The organism is Vibrio sp. QJM3NY_21 (assembly GCF_057785975.1).
Genome location: NZ_CM173514.1, coordinates 1,036,150 through 1,056,653, shown reverse-complemented (window position 1 = coordinate 1,056,653; position 20,504 = coordinate 1,036,150). Strand labels below are relative to the sequence as shown.

The following is a 20,504-nucleotide window of genomic DNA, read 5'->3' as shown; positions in this document are numbered from 1 at the left end:
GACTGGCTTTTTTGTATTCACGTAATGCTTAGACAAAACAAAGGTTGGAAAAGAAAAAAGTGGGCAAGTTCATTACTTACCCATCTCTATTGCTGTCCACTTATATTGTTAGTCACCTATATCGTTAGTCACCTATATTACTTGGCTCATTTCGCCTAATTATTCACCCATAGAGCTAGATGCACGACGTCTGTCTGTTGCTCCATGAATTTTGCCATCTTTGATTTCAATGGCGTTCAAGCCGCTGACCACAGGAATAACATGTACTGGATAACCGAGCTGCATAAATTCTGGAACCAACATTTCAGCGTAAGTCTTCTTCTCGACCAATAAACCCGTTGGGTCATAAGGTTTGGTGCGATCTATCTTGGTGCCGTATTGGATGTTTGGAAGGTCAATTGCTTCCTGCGCAGACAGATCCCAATCTAAAACACCAACCACGGTTTTTAACACATACCCCGGAATTTGTGAGCTACCAGGAGAACCTACCACTAAACGCAGGTCGTCTTTTTTATCCATAACCATTAACGGGGTGATCGCGGAACGAGGTCGCTTACCTGCTTCAATAGAGTTTTGAGTCGGTTTACCGTTTATTGTGGGTTTGGTGGAGAAATTTGCCATTTGGGCATTAAGAATCACGCCGTCGACCATTACCCCTGACCCCATGCCTGTGCCGACGGTACTGGTCATTGCAATGGCATTACCGTCTTTGTCGATGATAGATATGTGCCCTGTATCTTGGCTCTCAAAACCTTGATATTGAGCGTAATCGGTATCAGATAGCTTGCCTGCTTTCGGTTTTGTTTTCGCAATGCCACTCTCCGGAATGAGCTTACGTCGCTCGTCGATGTAGGTTTTGTCGAGTAGGGCAGCAATTGGCGCTTCAATGTAATCTGAGTCACCTGCATACGCAATGCGATCGGCTTTGGCGATTCTCATGGCTTCAGTCATCAAGCGCCAAGGTTCAACATCAGTTTTAGACATGGCGGCTAAGTCATAAGCTTCTAACATTTCAAGGCTTTGAGCAACCATCACGCCACCAGAGGCTGGATAACCGAACGAGACAATCTTGTTGCCTCGGTAGTCGCTTTCAATAACCTCACGCTGTTTGACTTGGTATTGTGCAAAATCTTCTATAGAGAGCTTTGCGTGGTCGGCATCGATTCTGCTGTTCACAGTTTCAACGATGTGCTTACCAAACTCGCCACCATAAAGGTACTTATCGCCTTGTTGAGCAATGTTGCTAAGAGTGTCAGCAAGCTTTGGGTTCTTCATCAATGTGCCGGTTGGTTTGATTTGGTCGTCACTCCAATACAGGGCTTCGATTTCTGGATCTTCAATCAATCGTTCTTGTTCACGAACCACGATGTCGTAGGTGTAGCTGTTCATCGCGTAACCCTTGCTTGCCAGTTCAATCGCGGGTTGAACAAGCTCAGACCATGGTAGCTTTCCGTATTGTTGATGAGTGCTATAGAGCAAACGAAGCGTGCCGGGAACGGCAACAGATCTTGGTCCTAAAATCTCATTTCGACTGAGTGCTTTACCATCTTCCATAAACATATTTGGAGTCGCACTTGAGGGCGCTTCATCACGCCCATCCAGTGCGAGAAATTGATCTTTGTCTTTTTGATAAAACAGCGCAAAAGTACCACCGCCAATCCCTGTCATATCCGGTTCAACCACCGACATGGTCATCTGCATCGCCACCATCGCATCGACCGCATTACCGCCTTGCTTGAGTACCGAATACCCAGTGCTGCTTACATATGGATTCGTTGCACTTACCATAAACTCTTCGCCAGTTTCATCTGGCGTAATTGGAAAAGGATTTGGCTCAGCCGCGAAACCGACCGCTGAAACCAAACTTAAAGATAAAGTCGCTATTCGCATGCGTTCTCCGTTTAAGGTATCTGTTTATTCGCTCTTAGGTTGATTGAATAAAGGCGGTGAAGTTCGTGAGTTTTCAGCCTTCTTACACAATGCTGACGCTGCTGACAGAACCATTAAATAGTAGAGGGTTTTGTGGTTCAAATTTATTACGAAGCTAAATGTAAGAGGAAACTTGGGTTCTTAATATTGATTTAACTATCGTGAAATCCCCACTCATGAATAACTAAAGCGAGTTTGGAACATGATGAATTTCAGTCTTATGATGAGGTGTGCAGTTTGATGTTGAACTTGTTTTTAATAAAGCACTCAATTATACCCACTGATTTATATGGTTATTCTCGTTTATGTGATGGTTTATAAATAGTATTAACATTTCTGTCACTATTTTCGTTGTAACAGATTGATATACTGGTCAGATCTGTTATTGTTCAAAATATATGTGCGGTTCGCCATACTGTTTAGCAAAGGGAGCTTATGTTTACACTATCGATCAAAAATAGGATTTTGGCTTTATGTTTAGTGTCGCTAGTAGGATTTACTAGTATTCTATTTGTCGGAGGGGATACGTTAACCAGTAACACCCAGCAGGTTAATCGAATTGACCAAGTTACTTATCCGGTTATGAATGCGGCTTCATTGAATAGTGTATTAATTTCTCAATTAGCTGAGCGCTTTAATTTGGCAGTGACTCTAGGCGATGAAGAGATTTTGGAGATGAACAAGCAAACTCTTGCTGAGATTCAAAATAACTTCAACATTCAAATCTCTCTCGATCCTTCGTTACAGAGCTCATCTGCACTTCTGCAAAATCAAACCAATCAATATTTTGAGTTAGCTTACCGAATTGCTCAAGGCATGATAGATGAAGAGATCAGCCTTAGCGAAGCCGGGCGTCTTGCAAAACAGAGCACCGCAATCTTAGATGAGCTTACTTTGGGTATGCATGAGTTTTCTTTGGCTCGTCAATCAGAGTTTGAAAGCGCGGTACAAGATTTAGAATCAAACAATAAAAAAGCTAACCAAATCATGAGCGTGTCTGGTGCTGTAGCCATGCTTGCGATGTGTATCTTTGGTTGGTTTGTGGTGAAAGGTATACGTAGAGATCTCGCGAATATCAGTGACAAAATGCGTGATATTGCTGAAGGAGATGGAGACTTAACGGTTCGTCTGCAGCATGAAAAAAATGACGAACTGAAACCTTTAGTAGAGTCGTTCAATAGCTTTGTCTCTCACTTACAGCAGAACGTCACACACACTATAGGTAACGTTACTCAGCTGGACACGATCTCTGGTTCACTTGTGAAATCAAGTCAAGTAACAAGTGAGTTGTCGACTAAGCAGCACCTCTCTATTGAAGAAGTATCAAGCTCATTAAACCAATTGTTTCTTGCCGCTAGAGAAATCGCTACGAACGCTAATGATGCTTCGACTTCAGCTTCCAGTGCGAGCGAGCAAGCAAGCTTAGGAGAACAGCAAGTCAAGAGTACGATTTTAGCCGTACAAGAATTAACGCATGATGTAAGTAATGCATCGCAAGTGGTTAAACAGTTAAATGACAACACACAAAGTGCTGGGTCAATACTTGAGTCGATTAGCGCGATTGCAGAGCAAACCAATTTACTTGCGCTCAATGCGGCAATTGAAGCTGCACGCGCTGGTGAACAAGGCCGTGGTTTCGCTGTCGTTGCTGATGAAGTAAGAACGTTAGCATCAAGAACTCAATCATCTACACAAGAAATTCAATCTGTACTCTTACAGTTGCAAGACCAAGCTAAAACTGCATCGTCTATTATTTCAGATAGTGTTAAAAAAGCTGAAACTTGCGTTGAGAAATCCCTGGTAGCTGAGAACTCGCTACAAAAAATCACATCAGATATCACTGAAATTAGCCAACGAAACGAAAGTATTGCTGCTGCGACTGAAGAGCAAGAGCAAACCTCCACTCGTATCGAAACGTTTGTCGAAGAAATTCGTAAGATGGCAGAAGGCACCAGTAACAGTGTTCAGCAAGTGGACGCCGTGGCGCAAGATATTCAAAAAGTGACTCGTAATCTTTCAACACTAACTGGCCACTTTAAAGTCAGTTAAGTTCCCTAGAATCATTCCCTCTTCCTTTTGGCTACGCCTTAAGGAGGGCGGGAGTATGCCCAAATATGGGCTGATTATACAAAAACAATTATATAAAAAACGAAAAATCACATAACAATTGGAGTTAGTTATGAAGAAGACAGTGGTTGCTGCCCTAGTAAGTATGGCGTTTGGAGCAAATGCTGCAAACATGGATGATCTTCGAATTAGTGGATTTGGTTCTGTAGGCATCGGTAAGTCAGATAACGCGATCGGTTATGCGGGTTACACAGATGAAAAATTAGATTGGGAGCAAGAGACATTAGCAGGCTTACAATTTGATTTTCAAGTAAATGAACGTGCTAAGTTCGTGACGCAAATCGTTGCAAACAGCCGTTATGATTATGAGCCAAAAATTGAAATGGCGTATGCCTCTTATGATTTTGAGGCTTTCACAGCTCGAGCAGGTAAGTTGCGTTTACCTTTGTTTTTCTACTCAGATTACACCGACCTTGGCTATGCGTATCCAATGATCAGACCTTCTCAGGAGCTGTATGAAAATATCGTCTTGAAAGGCTATACAGGTGTAGATCTGTTAATTCCAATTGAATTTGAAGACTCAAGTATTCTTCTTCAGCCAGTCATTGGGATTGGTACTATCGATGAAGATGATTCAATCGTTGGTGAAGTGAAACTGGATAAATTGTTTGGTATTAGCGCTAACTGGAATGTAGATGATTTTACTTTCCGAGGTTCGTATTTTGTTGCTGAGTCAAACCCTTCTTGTGATTTCCAAAATTCACAAGACCCGTATTGTCAATTGGGTGCGATGCTAGATAGCCAAGATGGTCAGTTCATTTCTTTGGGTGCTCAATATGACAATGGTGATCTCTTAGTTAATGTAGAAGCTGCGGATGTTCAATTGGAAGGGCAGTTTTATGACTATCAATCGGTTTCTGGCTTGGTCGGTTACCGAATCAATGAATTTACACCTTACGTTTCCGTTAGCTGGGTTGAAACAACAGACAACGAAGAACGTGAAAACATGACTACGACGGCTATTAAAGAGTCGATGAATTACGAGCGTCTTTCTTACTCTGTTGGTAGCCGTTGGGATTTTGCTAAGAACATGTCTTTAAAAGCGGATGTGACGTATGTGGATTACCGCGATACTAGTGGTGGATTCCAAAGCAACGTTGAAACAACAGTAAACCCATATATTGCAACGGGTAACTACCTTGAAGACAGCTCTATTGTCTATTCAGCACGTCTTGATTTCGTATTCTAAGGAGGCCACATGAAAAGTTTACTGACAGCAATAACCATAGCGGTTCTTTCATTTAACGCTTCTGCTGGAATGGTAGTGATTGGTAATAATGCTGGCGTTGATTCTTTATCTAAATCTGACGTTAAAAAGTTATTCATGGGTAAGAAAAGCAAGCTATCGAATGGTACTAAAGCACAGGTCATCGAGCTGGCTGATGGCTCTGAAGGTAGATTAGCCTTTCATGAGGTGGCAACTGGACGCAGCGAATCACAACTTCAATCAGCGTGGTCTCGACTCGTTTTTACTGGTAAAGCTGAAGCGCCAATCCAGGTTGCAGACTACAACGAAGCAATCACAACGGTTGCTTCAAAAACCAACGCAATTGGTTATGTCGACGAAACCGCTGTAACAGGTGACGTGAAAGTGTTATTTAAATACTAAGCGTTGCTTACTTACCAGCATTAAAAAGCCCAAGGTGATTTGATTACCTTGGGCTTTTGTTTTTAATCACTATTGTTCTTGATGACTAATAGTAGCGCTGACCAATGTTCTGAATGGACACGATGTTTTATCGTGGGTTAAAACACGAAGCTCAACATGACGGTGTAAAGCATCGTGTCTTTGTCATCAAAAGTATTGAGTGAACTGAAATCTTCGATAAAGGCACCTCTTGATTTACGAGCTTCAAAGTACTGAATTTCACCATTGATAGATACATTTGGTAGTACATCGTAGTCCACACCAATAAGATAACTGTTACCATTTAAGTGTTCATTGGCGTCGAATTGCGCCCCGTATACAAGGTAGGGGGTAAATTGACCCAAATGATAACCAAGGCTTGCATACATCGATGATGAGAAGTCGCTAATTTGCCCCTCACTTGAAAGCACAGCTTGACCAAATTCATATTCTGCACCCAAAGACCAAAGTTGGATATGCTGATTGTCATCTGTTGGAAGAGAGCCAATGTTTTTGATTTTAACCGTTTGATCAAAATTTGAATCTAGGAAAGATAAGTTCCAACGGTAATCTTCACCACTAAGCTGCAGGTTCGCTCCGAACATTCGATTGGTTTCAAATTCAAGCTCAGTTGTCGAATTGAAGTCGACTTCATTGTTATCTTTAATTCCGAAAAACGGAGAGAGTAGTAGGGTAGCTTCATCGCTTACATCATGAGTCCAGCTCACTTTGATACCATTGAAGGCAGTGATACCTAATACGGCGTTATATACCTCTGTAGGGGGTCTCGCCGTCATATAGGCTTGACCGACATAGTAGTATTCAGAGGCAAGGAACAGTGGCAGCCTTAAGCGTCCAACACTGACATCGAAGTCATTAAACTCGTAACCGACGTAAGCCCACTCTAATTGAGGATCACTCCAATCATACTGAGGTGGTTTGACAACTTGCACAGAAGCTTTGAATGAGTTGTAGAAGTAGTCTAACTGAACCCCAAACGTGGTATCACAGTCATAACAGTTTTCATCAGTAAAACCGCGGTTAATGATTAAAGGATTGTCGTTATCTGATTTTGCCCAAGACGTAGAGCCAAATCCGCTTAATGACAAATTATCGGTAAGTTCAATAATGGCAAAGGCCGGAGAGGCGATTGAAGCACATAGCACTGACGTGATTATTTTTTTCATGTTATTTCTCCGAACTTATAACGTATAGGACGTTGGCATTTTGAGGAACCGAAGAGAGTGGTGAGTAGCCAATACGATTTGGTTTGTCGTCCAGCCAATTAACTAAGCTGTCAGCTGAGGCCTGTTTGATCTCTCTTGGATAACGCGCTTTCCCTGAGAAAGATAAGCCAGCCCAGTGCGCGTTCATTTGAGCTGCATTTTTCCCAAGTAACAGCTGATAAAAATCTTCTCTTTCGGTGCTGTTTTCAGGCCAATCTGATAGTTCTACACGCTTGCCGTTAAGGCGTTTGGTTTTTCCTCGATACAGCTTTCTGGCTTTGTTTATTGATATCTCTTCAAAACCAGAATCTAAAGAAAATATGGCATAATCTTCAGCGGCGTGAGCAGGGCTGAGAAGAAGCAAGCTTCCTAATAGCCCTACCGCGACTGGCAACATGACTCTGCGGGGAAGTGTTTTTATTGTTCTAATCCAATCCATGGGTATCTCCTAACAAGTCGCACTTTCTATTTGATGGAATAGCTTTTCTTTTCTTACGGGCTTCGCTACATAACCATCCATGCCTGAATCAAAGCACTTTTGAATATCATCGTCGATAACACTGGCGGTTAACGCGATGATAGGAGTTTTGCTTAAGCCTAGGTTTTTCTCATGCTCTCTGATCTCTTTGGTCGCAGTGAAGCCGTCCATAACGGGCATCATGCAATCCATTAAAATAATGTCGAAGCTACTGTCGTTTTGGTACATGTCGACGGCGATTTGCCCGTTGTCGGCGATTTCAAACGCGTAGCCCGCCTTTGTTAACATCACAGAAGCGACTTTTTGGTTAACTCGATTGTCTTCGACGAGCAGTATTCTTTCAGATTTACTCGGAACCGTGTTTTGTACTCTTTCTTCTGGCAATGTTCGCTTAGCCGCAGCATTAAGAATCGGTGTTACGGTCGTGGGTTTTTTCGTAGATTTAGTTTTGTAGGCAGCAGGAAGTGGCATCGCTTCAACGGCGGCAAGTACTTTTTCTTTTAGCATTTCAAATTTGAATGGCTTTGGTACATAGTCATCCATACCTACGTCGAAACACTTTTGAATATCATCATCAATCACACTGGCGGTTAAGGCGATGATAGGGATACGACGCGTGGCATTGGTCTCTTTTTCAACGCGTCGAATGTTGCTTGTCGCTTCAAAGCCATCCATGACGGGCATCATACAGTCCATCAGTATCACTGCGTAATGAGGGTTTGCGGTGAACATGTCCACCGCTTCCTGACCATTATTAGCGAACTCGAATTCAAACCCACTTTTACCGACATGAAGCCCAGCAATTTTTTGGTTGATCTTGTTGTCTTCGACGATGAGGATTTTGTGTTGGATCTCTAGAGGTAGTTGGCTTGCCTCTGAAAGCTCAGCCAAACCCTGCGTATCACAGAGCTCAATAGCTTTAATTAAACGTAAGCCTAGTAGGGGTTGTGCGACTTGTGCAGTAACGCTGTCGCCAAGATCCGCAGGCTCACTTAAGAAAGAACGTATCAAACAGATAGTGATGCCATTTTGGTGCAGCTTAGCTAAGTTATCTGCGTGGGTATTAGCTAGGAATGCATCATCTTCAGCGAAAACGACAGTAATCGGTTTATTGTGTTTCTGAGTCGCGAGTTGTTCGGTCATCGCGGAAGAGTTATTCGTTCGCTGAGTTACCTTTAAGCCATAAAGGTTAAGGTCGCATTCTATTCGTGTAGAAAGCATGCTCTCGTTACCCAGAATATAAATGTCAGCGGTTGCCGTGCTTGGTTTAGGTAGCATTATGTCAACGGGTAATTCTAAGTCGAAGTAGAAACAGCTGCCTTTACCCTTAACTGAATCGAGCTGAATCTGGCCACCCATCAGTTCGACCAACTGTGTACTGATGGCGAGGCCAAGACCAGTACCGCCAAACTGACGTGTAGTTGAGTCATCTTCTTGAGCAAAGGGCTCGAATATTTGTTTCTGTTGTTGCTTGCCGATACCAATACCTGTGTCGCGAACGGCAAATCGAATGGTGACATTATCGTCAGATTGTTCGAGCGTTTGGATTGATAATGTGACGCCACCTTCTGCCGTGAACTTCACTGCATTCGACATAAAGTTCATTAGGATCTGTCTTAAGCGGTGATCGTCGATCATCACGCGTGCAGGTGTGTCTGGGCTGATATCAACGTTAACCGATATTTTTTGCTCTTTCGCTTTTGGCGCAACAATAGAGGCTATGTCGTATATCGATTCTCTAATCGACGCCGAGTGCGGGCTGATTAACAGCATGCCAGATTCAATCTTCGAGAAGTCTAAGATATCGTTGATCAAGCTCAGTAGCAGTTGGGATGAAGTTTCAATCGTATCCACATAATCACGCTGTGTGGGTGTGAGTGGGGTATCTGCAAGAATCTCGGAAATACCAATAACGCCATTGAGTGGGGTACGAATTTCATGAGACATATTGGCTAAGAAGCTGCTTTTCGCTTTGCTAGCTTGTATTGCATGATCTTTCGCTTCTTCAGCGTCTTCTTTGGCTCGCTCAGCGTCTTCTTTCGCTATCGTAAGCCTGTCTTTTGCAAGTTCTCGCTCGATGGTCAACCGTTCAACTTGCTGAGCAAATAGGCTGAGTTCGTCTTTGCCTTGAATCAGCTTATCCAAAGAAGGTCGAGTTTCATCATTTTCGCTTTTCAAGAAAGCTAACACCAAATTCAGATTGTTGGTGACTTGTCGTGCCAAGCTTAGGGTTAATCCCATTACAATGGTCGCGAGCAAAGCAACGATGGAGATAAACAGTGTTCGTTGGATTTGCGCTTCATAGATGGCTTGCTCAACTTCCTGTTGGAACTCTTGCTTGATAACATTACCGAGGCTTTGCAATAAGCTGAGTCGAGCACTCATAGCCTCTAATCCGACTGAAATCTCTTGTGGCGTCAGTTGGCTGATTGCGTTTAGGTCGAGTAGGGCGCTGCGGATCTCTTGGCTTTGAGCAAATACATCGTTTCTAAACACTTCAACCATCAATGACACTTGATGTTCGTTGGCATTCAATGACACAAAGCGTTCTAGGAACAGTTGTTGTCTTTCACTCAGAGTTTCGATCTGTTCAGCGAGTTCTGGATCGTATTCTTGGCTATTTTGGAATATCTCAATCAATGAGGTACCCAGTTTAAATTCTTCATTTGACCAAAACATCAGCCATTCAAGCTGTTGTAACGCGGTGAGGTGCTGTTGAATTTCACGCTTGGTGTTTTCGAAAGGGACTTTTTCTATCTCAAGGAGCAACTGTTTGTACAAATCACTCTGCCATTCAAGTGCATCCAATTTATCGTAACTATCAGTCGCTTCCATCGTTGATAGAGTCGCTTCGCTGAAGTCTGCAACCAATTGGTTCATTTCATCAGAGGTGTTTAAAAATATAGCTGGAGAAAGCGTTTTTAGTTCTGCCTTTACTTGGCTGCTTTGTGTCGCGAATTCTTCAGGGCTAGAAGCCAGAGTGCTCCGATATAAGACCGAAATATCTTGAAGATACACAGATAACTGATTGGTTCGTTCAAAATCGGTTAACTGAGTCGTTAAAATATACGCTTGTCTGCCTGCTAGAAAGAGCAGTAGTGAAATGGGAAGTAGAACTAAGCCAAAGAGTTTATGTTTGACTGAAAGGTTATTCCAGACCGTAATCGCCATATAAGGATCCATCCAACTGTTTTTATATAAAAACAGTAGAATAAAAATGCGGATATGGAAACCTTGAAACGGTAAATTTAATGGAAGTGTGGGAGGGGTATAAGTTCTTGTGATTCCACAGCTTATTTTGAAATATCTTCTCTTACTAGCAACTTATAGCGATTGTCAGTCGGTTTAATTTTTATGCTTATTGATGAATAGCTTATAAAGCGAGTTAATGAGGACGCTTTTTATCGAGACTTAGTTCAAACAGAAGTTGCTCTAACACCGTTTTTGCAGAGGGCTCTAACGCCCAAATACCAAGCATTCTATTCAGTGCAGCGCGGTACACTCTGTTTTTGAGTAGGAAAGCGAGCGTACTCGTATCGTTGCTCAAAACATGTGTTTGTACGACGGTTAGCTCAGCTTTGTTCTCGATATCGATTTTCTGAAGGTTGAAAGCAGGGAGAAAGGCACACTCATACCAAACCTCAACGATCTCTCGAAGTTCGATTTCCTCTTCAGGAACATCGCAGTCCTGAAGTTGATGGTTTTCAGGAATTGCGGATAAGTAAGCTACATCAAGCTTGTCTGCAACGAATGTGTACATTTGCTTCCTTGTTATCGGTGATTTTAGAGCGAATCATCTCTCTCACTTATGTTTTTGTCAATTACATCCATTTATCGAACGAGTAATCTGTGAGTAAGCATCGCTGTGTTTAACTTAAACTGTTTAAGTATTTGTCTGTTAAGCCAAAATATTTAAGATTCCCGTCAGGCTCTAGAACCAAACTCATATTGGAAGTGGCGATCAAACCGGGATCATTGGTTGAAAAAATGACTGTTTTGTTCAACAACTTATCGCTGAACAACCGGTTAAAATACTGCGCGTTTTCATTTTCAGCCCCATTAAAGGGTTCATCAATGATGATCAGAGATTGCTCACAGTTGCCTAAACCAAGCGCCAAACGCAGCTTTTGCTGAATACCATTGGGAAGGCCTTTGCATTTATCGACACTCAATTGCGTTGCCAATCCTTCTGGTAGCCATTCGTCTAGTTCGAAGAAGCTCACCATTTCCTGCATTTTCTCTTTCGGAATCAACCCATTGTGCAAAATGAAGTTGGTCTCTAAAGAGCCTTCGAAAATGTGCAGATTGAAAGGGATGTAATTGATCGATGTGCGGTAGCGATAGCTGTTGAACTGCTTAATGTTATAACCATCGACAGATACGGCACCCTGATAACGATCTTCTAAGCCAGCAATAATAGAGATGAGTGTTGTCTTCCCACAGCCAGTAGGGCCGCAAATAACGACTTTTGCACTAGGAGGCACCTTGAAACCAAGGTTGGTTAAGCCTGTTGCTGCGCCTGTGTAACGGTGGCTCACACCACTGCCCACAATGCTACCTTGGAACAGGCGAATAGGCGGGCTTTTTTCTAAAGTCAGCTTGTCGTCATTCATCGACATCAAATTGTTTATCTGTGCTGATGAAGCCTTAATCGACTGGAATTTAGAAATTGAGTTGTAGATACCCATGATCGGACCTAACGCCTTCCAAACCAATATCACTGTCGCGAGCATCGCACCAGCATCAGAAGTCCCTTCCATTACTCCGATTACTGCGGTCACGATACTTGCAGTACCAATCACCTGAATCAAACTGCCGCCAGCAGCCTGAATCTTACTGTTAGTCACGGCAACGTTCTCGGCATCACTGGTGCTTTGCATATGTGAAGCACTGAAACGAGATTGAACGACACGAAGTAAAGGAAGGCCTTGGATAGTTTTGATACCACGAAGGATTTCATTCCATTGATACGAGACCATCGCATTGGCGCGCGAGCTTTTGGATGTGGCTTGCGAGTAGATATAGCGAGAATACACACAGAACACCAACATCAAGATTAAGCCACCCATCACTACAAGCGCTGCCGTACCCGACATAAGGGCAATGGCGATGATAAATACAATTACAAACGGCATATCAAAATAGCTAAGCGTTGATTCTGCGGTCACTAAGCGTCGGAAGGTGTCGATATCTTTCAAACGAGCCAACTGAGACGAAACCCCAGCGGTTGATGTCATCGCGTAGGGCAGCCATAGAAGTTTCGATATTACGGCTTGTGAGATGTGCACCGCGAGATCTTTACCGGAGGTCGCAATAATGTTGACGCGCATTTTCTTAAAAAAGTATTCAGAGAAGCCAACAATGATGGCAAATAAAGTTAGCCAATAGAGTGTTGCTTGAGAACTCGAAGTTAGCGCGAAGTTATACACACTCATAATAAAGAAGGGCTGTAACGCGCCCAGTATACTGATGACGAAGCTCAGTATGATCAAGCTTTTAAGTTCGTTGTTATAACGATAGAAAGCGTATTTTATCCAATTGCTTCTGTCTTGCGATTCCGGCGGTGGTTCGCGGAATAGACGAGAATATTCGCTAATCGAAATCAGCAAACAGGGCTTTTTACACATTGGGTATTCAATGGTGTTGTTGTTCGTGTAATCAAACAGGAGCAACTTTCCATCCTTAGTACCTAAGAAAATGGCGCTAAGGTTCTCTATCTCAATAAAGCATGGGTGAGGGTACTGATCGATATTCTCGAGAGTTTTTAGCTTGGTCACATCACAACGGTATCCAAGACGCTCTATAGTCGCAGTAAAACTGTCGCTGTCTTTTTGTTTAGGAATAAAAGCGTCACTGAGAATAGACGGCGTGCCTTCCCATTCCAGTGCTATCAGGGTGTAAGCTAAGCCACGAATCAGCGGTGACTGACTGTAGCGTTCATCATAACCACTTGCTTCAAAGTCCAACACCCGCTGCGGAACATTGTTGAAGTCAACTAGGATGCTCATTGATCACCTCCGGTAAGTTTTACGCGTTTGAGGCGGTGGTTTAGTTTGTCCATCTTATTACTGGCGATGATTAGGATTTTGTCATTGGCACGATAGGCGGTACTGGTGAGCACCACTCGTGCAAATTCCTCATCATAGACACAATCGATATCATCAAATATCAATACACGCTTACTGGCGAGCAGGGCGCGAACCAATAATAAAGCGTAACCTACTTGGCGTGAGAATGGATTGCGCATGTGGCCTTTGAGTTCTGTGTAAAAACCAGCAGGAAGCCCATCGATTTGTGCCTTGATGTTCATGGTCTCGCACAGTGCAAACGCCGTATTATTCAAACTTGGTCGGAAGCAGGTTAGGTTATCAATAATGGTTCCTTCCACGAACGAGCTTGTTTTATCGACCATCAGCACGCTGTTACGCCATACGTTGTAGTTCAAGTCATCCAGAGGCGTGTCATTAATCATGATATCCAGTTTGTTATCGCTATTCTGCCGCGTAATACAGTTGGCGAGATGGGTCTTGCCTGTGCCACTTTTCCCTGTCAGTAAATAAGCTTGTCCGAGTTCAAATTCAATACGCTGATTTTCAGAATATTTAACAGAAATACGTTCTACTTCCGTTGTCTCATGTTGATGTTCAACAGACGCGGCCAGTTCAAGAAGCTCGGCGATACGCTGTATGTGAAGCTTGTTCAATTCCCAACGGCTCGCGGTACGCATCACTTGTTGGTAGGGCGCAAAGTAACGGTTGGTCAGCATGATTATTGCGGCCATTATGCCTTGACTTGACTCCATATTGATCACGGCTGTTGCCAATACCACAACAACACAAGCAATTGAGAGTTGTTGGATGAGCGCTAAGATCAAGCCAAAATTCGATTCAATCTGTTCGTATTTGATGTTTTCAACTTCACGTTCCTCGACCATTTGTGTCATCAGGCTTTCAACGCGGTATTCCATGTTTCGCGCTTTGATATCCAGCGGGCTTGAAATGATTTCAATGATTTTGGACGTCGTTAAGCCCTCTATATCGGACTTGTTCTGTAAGCTGCCAATCTTTTGTTTAGAAAGGCTCCAAGCGAAAATAGCTAAAATGAGCGAGGCAATCAGAAGCGTCACGCCAGCCCATATGTTGATGAGGCCAATAATAAGGATGGTTATTACGCTGACGGCAAGGTTGATCAGCGCTCGAACCGACTCGCCACCAAAGAAGGTTTTCAGCTCAGGAATGGTTGAGATCCGTTCTAGGTATTCCCCCGGTTCTAAACGGCGGAATTTGGAGATCTCAGCCAAACAGATGGATTGGAAGACCTTGTTGGTTAAGTTGGTCTCAAACTGCCTCATGATGACGGAAGATATCTTTTCCTCCTGATTTTTTAAGTGATAGTCGAGGAAGACGGAAATCAAGATAATCGCGAATAATAAGAACAGAGTATCCTGTGCTTGGTTGGGTAATACTCGGTCGAAAATGATCAGAATAGAGAAGGGCAGTACCAAGCCAAATAGAGTGGAAATTATCGTAGAGAAAGTCAGATAACACTTATCTGCCATATTGATTTTTTGAGAAAACTGCTCAGTTTGCATTGCGACCTCCTGTTTTCAACGACTCCGTTGAGAGAAGGTGTTTAGGCACTAATTCTTGATTGTTTCGTCCTTCGATATCACTCATCAATTGCATGATGCTTTCTATCGATTGAATCGAGAGCACGCCCTTAACTTGCTCAAGCTTGATGGTTTCGATGATGTAGTCGTATCGTGCGCTTTCATAATCTCTTAAGGCGCTGAAAAGCTTACTTTCTGCGGCAAGTAAATCGGTGATTGTACGGGTGCCTAACTGGTATGCCCTTTGAATACCTTTGTAAGACGCATAGTTGGCGCGAATGATGTTCTCGTAACTGCTTATCGATTGCGAAAAATCGTTAATGTTGAGCACAGAGGTGTTCACGCTGTTACGGGTGGTGTAAAGCGAATCTTGATAAAGCAGTTCGGTGCGTTCAATCGCCGTCGATGATTTTTGATATCCATAGTAATCAGAGCCACCAGATAAGATAGGCAATGCTAGATTCAAGCCAACACTGGTAGAGTTGCTTTCACCAGTTTGTGTTGGATCACTCGCCGTGCTGTAGTTATTGGTGTCATCATGACGATAGCTGGCTGAAAGCGACACGGTAGGTAAGAAGTTTGTACCGCTCTCTTTTAAGCTTCTACGGCTTCTCTCGACGTTTTTCTTCGCCACTAACAAGTCGTTGTTGAGCTTTAATGCTTGATCCATGATTGAGTGTTGTTCGCTTTCGTTTATCTCTTTTAAAGGCACACTTTCGTATATATCTTGTGATGGAGTGATAGGGTACTGAATCTGAATGGATAGCCCGTTGAGAATGACACGGCGATCTTTCTGCAAGGTTCTTAATCGATTCGACACACCTTCTTTTTGAGCAATAACTTCGTACAGTTCACTGGCCGCTGTATTTCCTAGCTCTACGTTACGTCGCATCTGATGTTCACGAGTCTCAGACGATTTAAGCTCAACCTTAGTCGCTTTGATTTGAGCGTTGTTTTTCAGGTATTCAAAATACTGTGAACCGATTTCCGAAATAGTGCTTTGAATTTTGTTCTCATGCTTCACTTCTTCGATATTGAAATCGAGCTTTGCCGTCCCGTATTTAAAAATGTCGCCAAGATTGAATATGGATTGGGAAAGAGAAAGGCTGTAGCTGTTTGAGTTATAGCTTGAGGTTTCATCAGGCACACTTGATAACAAGGTTTCATTCTCATTCCATGTCGTGTCGGCAGCGCCATTAAGCGAAGGTAGAAACTTAGATCGGCTGATCCCAATGTTGTATTCGTTCTCTTCCACACCTTTATCACTGGCGCGAAGAGACAGGCTGTTTTGTAGGCCGAGTTCGACCGCCTCAAGCAGGGTCGTCGCCGATGCTGAAGGTATCGTGCTGAATGCAAGCGCAGCCATAATGCTGCTAGTTAAGTTTCTGTACAGCCACATACTTGTTGATCACCTTGATGATTTGGTCGCTTTTGTAAGGTTTGCTGATCACGTAATCCATTCCGGCTTCAATACAAGCCTGGTGTTCGTTACTGCTGGTCAATGCGGTTGCCCCTATGATGGTACAAGGGTTTTTCTCGTTCTCTTGTTCAAACTGGCGAATGCGTTTGGTCGCTTCAATGCCGCCCATACCCGGCATAATGCAGTCCATGAAGATGATGTCAGAACGTTTATTCATGAAGTGCTCAACTGCGTCGGCACCATCGCCAACCGTGTCTGGTTCATACTCTTGTTTGGTCAAAATTCGTTTAAGTAAGATCTGTTGAACTCGGTCATCCTCTACGATAAGGAATGAACTGTTTTCCATCTGCTCTTCTGATGCTTCTGCTTCCATAATGGTGAGTAAGTTCGGAATAAACTCATAAGGAATCGCAGGGGAGTTGATGATCTTATCGACGAAGCTGTGACACTCTTGTGCATGCTGAGTATTGGTTACAGACAGCAACAGCTTGGTATTTGGATGATTCTTAAGTTGAGATTTCACCGTTTTGCTCAGTGATGGCAGCTTGTTGGGTTCAAATGTATCGGTCAGCATGATGGCATCGTACTCACCAAAGGTCTTCGCCGCTGAAAATAACTCATTTGCAGTGCGGATTTCAGTGATATCAAGCCCCAAGTTACTGAGCATTTTCTTCATTACATCGATACGAACTTGTGTATTGGCGCAAAGCAGTAAACGCTTGCCGTCGAAGCGAGTTTTCTCTGTATGGAAATTCTTCGCCTTGAGATCAAGCTCGATCTGAAAACGTTCCTGTGTACCCGATTGGAACCAGTGACTTTCGTAATACCCGTAATCTTTTAATACGCTTTTCGCTAAGTCGTCTGTGTTAGCGGTATGGTGTTTATGATCGCTCCAATGGAGCTTATTGAGCTTTGCAACAGAGACATCTAACGTTGAAAGGAAATTAAGGTTGATGGTGACACGTGTATTTTCCATATCCGAAGCGGCGCCAGACTCTATTGTCACGAACAACTTCTTGTTTGATTTTAGTTGGATGGCGTTAGAAAGCTGCAGGAACAATATCCAGAACAAGCTGGTGGATTGGCCTTCCACTCGATTCGGCAAATTGTCAGAGATAAAGCAGTCAAGTTGACCTTCGTTCCTCTGAACTTTGGCGCTGATATGAATCATCAATTCAGACAACACGCTAAGTAAAGAGAATTCCTTCGACTTACTTTCCGTACCCTGTGAAATCAATCGATTATAGTTTTCTGCTAGCTCAGATAGGGTGCTACATGCAGAGGTAATGTCCTTCGCCATCAACACGCCGTTTTCATCGGTTTCTTGAACGAGATACTGGACACCACCGTTAATCGTATTGGTGATTCCGCGAATCTCATAGCCGATGAGTGCATACAACTGTTTGTAGAGATCGTTATTGCGCTTTTGGTCTTCCAGTTTACTGAAGATCAGTTTTAGATGGGAGTAGATCTGACGCTGTTTGGGATTGATACTCACTTCATTAAGAAGCTCTTCAAGCCTTTGTAAATCTAACTGTTTTAGTTCTTGATACAGTGCATCGAACTCGTAGTCGATTTCGCGTTCGTTAGAGCTGGATTTTTTCAGCTTCAACATGGCGACTGCGTTAGATAGAACCGTTATCACGGCCAGTATTACGACCACCATAAACAACCAAACAAAGAACTCGTTTTTCTCAGACATCAAATCGCTCGCATGGTTGTTAAACATGGTGCGGTAGTTGTCATCCATCTGTAGATAGTTGTTGGTCAGTGATAGATATAAATCGAGTACATCGGTACGTGCTTTAGCGCTATCGGAGAAGCGGTTAATCGCTAATTCCAGTTGCGTGTATTCAGTTGCTCCAACCAAACTGAACTCAGTTTTGTTCAAAGAGGCTAAAGATCGAAATTCATCTATTTCACGCTTCAAGTTAACTAGATTGAACTCGTTAGTACCACAAGTGTCGGTACTTAAGCACTGCTGCAGAGTTTGAATATCTTGTTCGATGGTCTGATTAAGCTTCTGAGCTTGTATGAGCAGTGGGGCACTTTGCACTTGCGCTACTGAATCTACTTTTGACCAAGAAAAGTATAAATAGAAAGCGAGCGCAGCCAGTACGATGCTAAACAATATGCTCAGTCGTAGGGCGGGTACAGAAATATTGTATGAAGGTTTTCCGCTCATTGATTACCTCTCATCGAAAGCATCTTCGATGGCTGACATCACTGGCTTCGCTGCGTATTCGATCACACGACGCGAGCCTGTTTTTACATCGGCGGTAAATTCCATATAAGGTGATAATTTGTATTGAGTGCCTCCTCGTTCAAGAAAGTTTCGGTCAATTTCAATCTCTGCCAAATAGAATTCAGCATCTTCTTCTTCATAGGATGAACGGCTGATTGAGGCGATAGTTCCCTCAACAAATCCATATTTTGCGAAGTTATAGGTGTCCATTTTGACTTTCACCGCTTGGCCAATTTCAACAAATCCCATGTCTTTACGTGGAATCTTCGCTTCGCCGTGTAGCGAATTATTTATTGGGGCAATATCGGCGATACTCTCGCCTGGCGGAATCACAGCTGAACGGAAATTGAAGTGCAGTTTGTCGACCACGCCATCGACTGGTGAGTAGACAACCAGTCGATCAACCTTGTCGGAATGTTGTGGTTGTAAGATACGTTTTAGCTTGAGATCTTTATTCGCTTGAATGATTTGTGCTTGGTACTCGGAGTTTCGATTCTCAACCAAGTCACGGTGTTGCTTTTCCAGTTTGTCGAGCTGAAAACGTTCATTCATGACCGACTCATCAAGGTTCTCAATCTCACGCACCATATTGGATTCTTGTACTTTCATGTTGAGAACGTCGACATAAGACGCCATCTCTTCTTTATAAAGTGTGTTTTTAATGTTGAGTTGTTTGCGAATGAGCGATAGTTGGTTCTCTGAGCTTTTACGACGCTTAAGCATCGACTTAATCAGAGAGTTTTTGTGTTTAATATCATGGGTAATGAGCTCTTCGTTGGAGCGGTTTTTAGAAAACTCTTGTTGCCACGTATTCATGTTGACCTGAACTTGTTCTGGAAATTTTTCGATATAAGAAGCGAAGTTTGGTTCTACCATGTCGCGTAGGCTTTCATAACGAATTTTGTCTAGCTCTAGCTGAGTGATTTCGGTATTCACGGTATCAAGTTGAGTGTTGCGGTCTAGTGAGCGTATTCGTGCGATCGGCTGTCCTTCATAAACGACTTCTCCTTTTCGGACTAACATCTCTTCTAATATTCCGCCTTCTAGGTGTTGAACTTTCTCAACGTCAGATTCCAACAACAGTTCACCACGTACAGACACGACGATGTCGATACGCGCTTGTGATGCCACGGCGATAGCGACTAAAGCGAGTAGGAATATGATGAGCAACGTTTTGTGAACACTGGTCATGGCACTTGCAAGCACAATCGTGTCATCAGCTGTGACCTTAGAAGCCTCATTATTAGAAACGAGCGCTTTTCTTAAGTGATGTTCTATTTGGTTATTGCTCATGACTACCTCGATGACTTGTCATCTATTACTTCCTTAATGTCCAACAAGTGATTGATTTGTCGATTGACGTTGTGCAATTCAGTTTTTACATCCTCTAAAAGATCTTCTGGTGCAGGGAATTCGTGCTTACTCAAATGTTCCAACTTGGCCATTTTGGGTGGCAAGTCTTGATCGCACAGTAAAGTTAAGATGGTCTTTAATCTCTTTGAGTAGTTGTTGAGTTCATCAAAACGGTCACTTTTATGGAGCGTCTCTATGTTGATCGCTGCGTCTGAAAAGTCCTTATAAAAATCGCCTAATAGCAATTGAAGCCCTTTGTGGTTGTTGTCGATTGAACGCAGCAAACTCGTCATGTCTATCATCATTCCACCGCCGTAATTGCTTTAATCACAATAACTAAGGATGTTTAAAGGTAGTTTTCAAATTTTTTTTGATTCTTTATGCATAAAAAGAAAAATATGAAAAATGTTGTATAAAAACTTGGTTTTTCAAAATGGTGTCCTTTAATGCCTCTAAATACGATCAGTTAGCTAGTAGCAACGGAGGCTGT

General features: G+C 43.0%; 14 protein-coding genes. 3 read left to right on the top strand and 11 right to left on the bottom strand.

The genetic code is table 11. The annotated features are described in order from the left end of the window. Positions 1–159: 159 nt before the first annotated feature. On the bottom strand, positions 160–1,890 hold the full coding sequence (gene ggt, locus AC3CID_RS20250) for a gamma-glutamyltransferase (protein WP_488527325.1): 1,731 nt from the start codon (positions 1,888–1,890) through the stop codon (positions 160–162). A gap of 621 nt (positions 1,891–2,511) precedes the next feature. Here ggt and AC3CID_RS20245 point away from each other — a divergent pair. The 3 genes from AC3CID_RS20245 to AC3CID_RS20235 all read left to right on the top strand — a co-directional run bounded on the left by AC3CID_RS20245 (position 2,512) and on the right by AC3CID_RS20235 (position 5,665). Then, positions 2,512–3,978 carry a methyl-accepting chemotaxis protein gene (locus AC3CID_RS20245; protein ID WP_054546955.1) on the top strand — a complete coding sequence of 489 codons (1,467 nt, stop codon included), beginning with the start codon at positions 2,512–2,514 and terminating at the stop codon, positions 3,976–3,978. A 130-nt stretch (positions 3,979–4,108) separates the two neighbouring features. Next, a complete protein-coding gene (locus tag AC3CID_RS20240; RefSeq protein ID WP_341634115.1) occupies positions 4,109–5,245 on the top strand; it encodes a porin family protein in 1,137 nt (378 codons plus the stop codon). A gap of 9 nt (positions 5,246–5,254) precedes the next feature. After that, on the top strand, positions 5,255–5,665 hold the full coding sequence (locus AC3CID_RS20235) for a phosphate ABC transporter substrate-binding protein (protein WP_488527324.1): 411 nt from the start codon (positions 5,255–5,257) through the stop codon (positions 5,663–5,665). A gap of 137 nt (positions 5,666–5,802) precedes the next feature. Here the strand turns inward: AC3CID_RS20235 and AC3CID_RS20230 are convergent, their stop codons facing one another. The 10 genes from AC3CID_RS20230 to AC3CID_RS20185 form a co-directional block, all read right to left on the bottom strand. Beyond that, on the bottom strand, positions 5,803–6,870 hold the full coding sequence (locus tag AC3CID_RS20230) for a porin family protein (RefSeq protein WP_488527323.1): 1,068 nt from the start codon (positions 6,868–6,870) through the stop codon (positions 5,803–5,805). A gap of 1 nt (position 6,871) precedes the next feature. Then, complete coding sequence (locus tag AC3CID_RS20225) at positions 6,872–7,348, bottom strand: hypothetical protein (protein WP_488527322.1); 477 nt, start codon at positions 7,346–7,348, stop codon at positions 6,872–6,874. Positions 7,349–7,357: 9 nt separating this feature from the next. After that, entirely contained in the window at positions 7,358–10,558 is a 3,201-nt protein-coding gene (locus AC3CID_RS20220; protein WP_488527321.1) for a response regulator, read from the bottom strand. Positions 10,559–10,772: 214 nt separating this feature from the next. Then, positions 10,773–11,147 carry a hypothetical protein gene (locus tag AC3CID_RS20215; protein WP_114635421.1) on the bottom strand — a complete coding sequence of 125 codons (375 nt, stop codon included), beginning with the start codon at positions 11,145–11,147 and terminating at the stop codon, positions 10,773–10,775. 109 nt (positions 11,148–11,256) lie between these two features. Beyond that, positions 11,257–13,395 (bottom strand): ATP-binding cassette domain-containing protein, encoded by a 2,139-nt coding sequence (locus AC3CID_RS20210; protein WP_488527320.1) that lies wholly within the window; start codon positions 13,393–13,395, stop codon positions 11,257–11,259. Continuing rightward, the gene (locus AC3CID_RS20205; protein ID WP_488527319.1) at positions 13,392–14,978 is read right to left on the bottom strand and encodes an ABC transporter transmembrane domain-containing protein; all 1,587 of its coding nucleotides are present in this window, start codon (positions 14,976–14,978) and stop codon (positions 13,392–13,394) included. Before AC3CID_RS20205 ends, AC3CID_RS20210 begins: the two co-directional genes overlap by 4 nt. Continuing rightward, positions 14,968–16,395, bottom strand: coding sequence for a TolC family protein (locus AC3CID_RS20200; RefSeq protein ID WP_488527318.1), 1,428 nt, complete (start codon positions 16,393–16,395; stop codon positions 14,968–14,970). Before AC3CID_RS20200 ends, AC3CID_RS20205 begins: the two co-directional genes overlap by 11 nt. After that, a complete protein-coding gene (locus AC3CID_RS20195) occupies positions 16,370–18,601 on the bottom strand; it encodes an ATP-binding response regulator (RefSeq protein WP_488527317.1) in 2,232 nt (743 codons plus the stop codon). The genes AC3CID_RS20200 and AC3CID_RS20195 overlap by 26 nt, the downstream gene beginning before the upstream one ends. Positions 18,602–18,604: 3 nt before the next feature. Continuing rightward, complete coding sequence (locus AC3CID_RS20190) at positions 18,605–19,954, bottom strand: HlyD family type I secretion periplasmic adaptor subunit (protein ID WP_488527316.1); 1,350 nt, start codon at positions 19,952–19,954, stop codon at positions 18,605–18,607. Positions 19,955–19,956: 2 nt separating this feature from the next. Next, complete coding sequence (locus AC3CID_RS20185) at positions 19,957–20,319, bottom strand: hypothetical protein (protein WP_016793662.1); 363 nt, start codon at positions 20,317–20,319, stop codon at positions 19,957–19,959. Positions 20,320–20,504: the final 185 nt, after the last annotated feature.